This window comes from Spongiactinospora gelatinilytica, from assembly GCF_003236385.1.
Lineage (GTDB): Bacteria > Actinomycetota > Actinomycetes > Streptosporangiales > Streptosporangiaceae > Spongiactinospora > Spongiactinospora gelatinilytica.
Genome location: NZ_POUA01000502.1, coordinates 1 through 4,549, shown reverse-complemented (window position 1 = coordinate 4,549; position 4,549 = coordinate 1). Strand labels below are relative to the sequence as shown.

At 72.7% G+C, this 4,549-nt stretch carries 5 protein-coding genes and 1 pseudogene; 4 read left to right on the top strand and 2 right to left on the bottom strand.

Annotation, left to right across the window (positions count from 1 at the left end):
• Nucleotides 1–488, bottom strand: a pseudogene (locus C1I98_RS35775) (hypothetical protein); the annotation flags it as partial.
• 228 nt (nt 489–716) lie between these two features.
• Nucleotides 717–1,661, bottom strand: a complete 945-nt coding sequence (locus tag C1I98_RS35770) for an aldo/keto reductase (protein WP_111171726.1) — start codon at nt 1,659–1,661, stop codon at nt 717–719.
• A 215-nt stretch (nt 1,662–1,876) separates the two neighbouring features.
• Between C1I98_RS35770 and C1I98_RS35765 the strand changes: the two genes are divergently transcribed.
• The 4 genes from C1I98_RS35765 to C1I98_RS35750 form a co-directional block, all read left to right on the top strand.
• Entirely contained in the window at nt 1,877–2,578 is a 702-nt protein-coding gene (locus C1I98_RS35765) for a histidine phosphatase family protein (RefSeq protein WP_111171725.1), read from the top strand.
• 9 nt (nt 2,579–2,587) lie between these two features.
• Nucleotides 2,588–3,139 carry a DUF3090 domain-containing protein gene (locus tag C1I98_RS35760; RefSeq protein WP_111171724.1) on the top strand — a complete coding sequence of 184 codons (552 nt, stop codon included), beginning with the start codon at nt 2,588–2,590 and terminating at the stop codon, nt 3,137–3,139.
• A gap of 106 nt (nt 3,140–3,245) precedes the next feature.
• The gene (locus tag C1I98_RS35755) at nt 3,246–4,001 is read left to right on the top strand and encodes an SCO1664 family protein (RefSeq protein WP_111171723.1); all 756 of its coding nucleotides are present in this window, start codon (nt 3,246–3,248) and stop codon (nt 3,999–4,001) included.
• A gap of 72 nt (nt 4,002–4,073) precedes the next feature.
• The coding region (locus C1I98_RS35750) for an NRDE family protein (RefSeq protein ID WP_111171722.1) at nt 4,074–4,549 on the top strand (476 nt) is incomplete at its 3' end.

The window sequence follows — 4,549 nt, the reverse complement described above, 5'->3', positions numbered from 1 at the left end:
GGCGTGGCCGTACAGCCGGGCCGGACCGTCAGGCACGGGCCCTCGGTCTCCAGCAGGGGCGGCTCCTCGCCGCGGGGCCCGAGCGACGGCTGCGTCGGGCGGGGGCTCGGCGGACGGTCCGTGGGCGCGACGTCATTGTTCCCGTCGTGACCGTGCCCGTGCCCATTGCCGTGCCCGTTGCCGTTCTTGCCGCCGCCGTGCTCGCCGTCGTCGCGCCGTTTGCCGCCGTGCAGCTTCTCTCCCGTGTCGTCGATCTTCTTCGTGAGCGGCTTCAGCTTGTCGCCGGTCACGTCGTCCACCACGTCGGTGACGCCGTCGACCAGCTCGCACACTCCTCCGGTCAGGTTGGAGACCAGCCCGCCGTTGCCTCCCGGGTCGCAGTCGCCGCCGGGTAATCCCGCCGCCGGCGGTGGCCCGGCCGCGACGCCTCCCAGCGCGAGCACCAAGGCGCCCGCAGAGACGGCGGCCTTCCGCCTTCCCCTCCCCATGGAACTTCCCCTCCGCCTCACGCCATGGCGCGCGCGGCGCGCACCCGCTGGTGTCCAGGTCGTCGCTCCGCGCCCGCTATGGCAGCCATCCGTGGGTTACCCCTCAGTCACCCGGTTGACAGTTTTGTGAACTCGCCCGAATTTTCAGCGGAAAGTTGCGATTCGGTATCGACTAGTGATACGTGAGGTCGGCTCTCGTATCCCGCTGGGCTCGGGCGTGACATGTGCTCAGTCCGCAGAGACGTCGTCAAGGGCTTCCCTGATCTCCCTCGGCAGAACCAGTTCTTCCGCCTCCAGCACACCCGTGAGCTGCGCGTCGGTCCGTGCGCCCACGATCGCCGAGGCGACTCCGGGCTGGTCGCGTACCCAGGAGAGCGCGACCGCCAGAGGTGAGACCCCGAGACCCTCCGCCGCGGTCGTGACCGACTCCACCACGCGCCGGGACCGCTCGTCCAGGTAGGGACGGACGAACTCGGCGAAATGCGGGGTCGCCGCCCGCGAGTCGGCCGGGATGCCGGTGCGGTACTTGCCGGTGAGCACCCCGCGCCCGAGCGGTGACCAGGCCAGCACGCCCGCGCCGACGAACTCGGCGGCGGGCAGCAGCTCGCGCTCGGCGTCTCTGGCGAGCAGCGAGTATTCGGCCTGGACCGCCACGATCGGGGCGTGCCCCGGCGTCGCGCGCTGGGCGACGCCCGCCGCGGCGACCTGCCACCCCGCGTAGTTGCACACGCCCGCGTAGGCCGCGCGCCCGGAGGACACGATGGCGTCCACGGCCGCCAGCGTCTCGTCCAGCGGCACCTCGGGGTCGAACGCGTGCAGCTGCCACAGCTCCACGTCATCGACGCCCAGCCGGGCCAGGGAGGAGTCGACCGCCGCCAGGAGGTGCCGGCGGGAGGCGTCGCAGGGCCGCCCGCCCTCGGGTGTGAGCACCGCCTTGGTGGCGATGACCACGTCGCAGCGCGGGACGACGTCGCGCAGCAGCCTGCCGAGCAGCCGTTCGGAGTCGCCCCCGGAGTAGACGTCGGCGGTGTCGACGAGCGTGCCCCCGGCCTCGGCGAACGTGCGGAGCTGCGCCGCCGCCTCCTCCGGGCCGGTGTCGCGTCCCCACGTCATCGTGCCGAGGCCGAGACGCGAGACCGAAAGCCCGCTCCGCCCGACATAGCGCTGCTCCATGATCAGGCCAGATTACCGTCAGCGGCCTGTCCGCGTGGTAGAGCCTCATGCCCTGGTATGGGCCTCGGCGAGGCCGATGTCGCGAAGGCCGACGCCCCTTTTCCCCACCCGGCCCCCACGCCGCGCCATCGCCGGGCCCCATACCGCGCCACAGCCGCAGGCCGTTGTGGGGCGTGGGTGTCCGGATGGGGGTGGCACGACCTAGGCTGGACGGCGTGACGACGCTGTTGCTGGCCCGGCACGGGCTGACCGAGCTCACCGGTCCGGTCCTCGCGGGCTGGACCCCGGGGGTCCATCTGAGCGAGGCGGGTGCGGCGCAGGCCAAGGCGCTCGGCGAACGACTGGCCGGGCTCGACCTCGACGCGATCGTCAGCAGCCCGCTGGAGCGCTGCCAGGAGACCGCCGAGGCCGTGGCCGGGGGGCGTACGGGTGTGCGCGTGCAGACCGACGATCGCTTCGGGGAGTGCCGCTACGGCGAGTGGACCGGCAGGCCGCTCAAGGAGCTGGCCGGCGACCCCCTCTGGCCGGTCGTGCAGGCCCACCCCAGCGCGGTGACGTTCCCCGGAGGAGAATCCCTCACCGCCGTGCAGCATCGCGCGATCACCGCGGTGCGTGAGTGGAATGCCCGGCTTGGCGCTGAAGGCGTATATCTGGTGTGCAGCCACGGCGACGTGATCAAGGCCATCCTGGCCGACGCCCTGGGGCTCCATCTCGACCAGTTCCAGCGGATCATCGCAGATCCGGCCTCGCTGACCGCGATCCGCTACACCCCGCTGCGGCCCTTCGTCCTCAGGCTCAACGACACCGGGGGCGACGTGGCCGGTCTGCGCCCGCCGCCCGACGCAGAGCACAAAGACGGGGGAGAAAACTCCACCGGGAGCGACGCCGCTGTCGGCGGCGGCGCCGGAAGCACGTAAGGTCAGGCTATGCCGGTCTTCGACTACGACTCACCGGAGAGGTTCGTGGCCGGTGCCGTGGGGCAGCCGGGGGCACGCGCCTTCTACATCCAGGCCCGCGAGGCCGGGCGGCTGACGACGGTCGCCCTGGAGAAGTTCCAGGTGGCCGCGCTGGCCGACCGCCTCGACGAGCTGCTCGACGAGGTGCTGCGGATGAGCGGCGGCGCCTCGCGGGTCCCCGCCATGGCACCGGCCGACCTGACCGACAACGCGCCGCTCGACCTGCCCATCAGCGAGGATTTCCGGGTGGGCACCATGGCCCTCGCCTGGGACGAGGACGCGGGCCAGGTGGTGATCGAGGCGCAGGAGGTCACCGATGAGGAGGACCTCGACCCTTCCGAGCCGGCGGTGCTGCGGGTGCGCTTGAGCGCCGGCGTCGCACGGGCCTTCACCAAGCGCGCGCTCGCGATCGTCGCCGCCGGCCGGCCACCGTGTCCGCTGTGCGGCCGCCCGCTCGACGCCGACGGGCACGTCTGCGTTCGTCTCAATGGTCATCGGGGCAGCCTTCAGGGGGGTGCGTGAGCGAGAGATCCATCGGTGCCCGCGTGCGCGATGGGCTCCGTGTGCCGGGAGGATCACGTGTTCGGGGGGGTCGCCGCGCACGCGCGGCACGGGCGGAGGAGAGCTCATGACGGCCGAGGGCGAGTCCGCCTTGCGAGCGCAGCCGGTGCTGGACGACGAGACGGCGCTGCGGCTGCTGCGCGAGGGCCGGTTGGAGGTGGCGGGCCGGCTGGTCGAGGCCAGCAACATGACGCTCTACTGCACGGTGCGCCTGGGCGACCTCAGCGCCGCCTGCGTCTACAAGCCGGTACGCGGCGAGCGCCCGTTGTGGGACTTCCCGGACGGCACGCTCGCCTCCCGTGAGGTGGCCGCCTTCGAGGTCTCCAAGATCACCGGGTGGCGGATCGTGCCGCCCACCGTCTACCGCGACGGGCCGTTCGGCCCCGGCATGTGCCAGTTCTGGATCGACGCCGACGACCAGGTCGATCTCATCGCGCTGATCCGCAGCCGGCACCCGGGCCTGCGCCGGATGGCGGTCTTCGACGCCGTCGTTAACAACGCCGACCGCAAGGGCGGCCATCTGCTGCCGCTGGCCGACGGCCACGTCTACGGCGTCGATCACGGCGTCTGCTTCTCCCACGAGGACAAACTGCGCACGGTGCTGTGGCAGTGGCGCGGCAAGCAGCTTCCCCGCGAGGCGGTCAACGTGCTGGGCCGGCTGCACCGCGAGCTGGAGAACGGCAGGCTCGGCCGCCGGCTGCGCGAGCTGCTGACCCTGTCCGAGCTGGCCGCCACCCAGGCCAGGGTGGCCCGCCTCATCGAGACCGGCCTGCACCCCAACCCCTCCGAGGACTGGCCCGCCATCCCCTGGCCGCCGATCTGACCCCCGCCCGCGGCGATCCGGGCAGCGACGGCGTAGCCTGCACAGGACGCGCGGGAGGGAAGGCGGACGCGGATGTGCACGGTGGTCGTCGGCTTCGCGCCGGAGGAGGAGGCCCCGGTGATCCTCGCCGGTGTCAGGGACGAGCTGGAGGGCCGTCCCTGGACCCCGCCGGGCGAGCACTGGCCCGATCACCCCGGCGTGCTCGGCGGGCGCGATCTGCGGGCGGGCGGCACCTGGCTGGCGGTCGATCCGGCGGGCGTCCGGGCCGCCGCGCTGCTGAACGGCCGCGGCGTCCTCGCGCGCGACGACATCCGGCGCTCCAGGGGCGAGCTGCCGCTGCTCGCCCTGCGCCGCGGCGACCTGCCCGACGTGAATCTGTCCAGGTACGACCCGTTCCACCTGGTCCTCGCCGAGCGCTCGGAGGTCCGGATGTGGCACTGGGACGGCGGTCGGCTGACCGCTGACAAACTGCCGCACGGCACGCACATGATCGTGAACAGCGGCTGGGAACAGGGCACGGACAACCCGCGGGTCGCCCACTTCCGCCC

Bases quoted from the DNA above. Each gene is read 5' to 3' on its own strand.
- C1I98_RS35770 (WP_111171726.1), bottom strand. From the start codon at position 1,661: ATGGAGCAGCGCTATGTCGGGCGGAGCGGGCTTTCGGTCTCGCGTCTC.
- C1I98_RS35760 (WP_111171724.1), top strand. From the start codon at position 2,588: ATGCCGGTCTTCGACTACGACTCACCGGAGAGGTTCGTGGCCGGTGCC.
- C1I98_RS35755 (WP_111171723.1), top strand. From the start codon at position 3,246: ATGACGGCCGAGGGCGAGTCCGCCTTGCGAGCGCAGCCGGTGCTGGAC.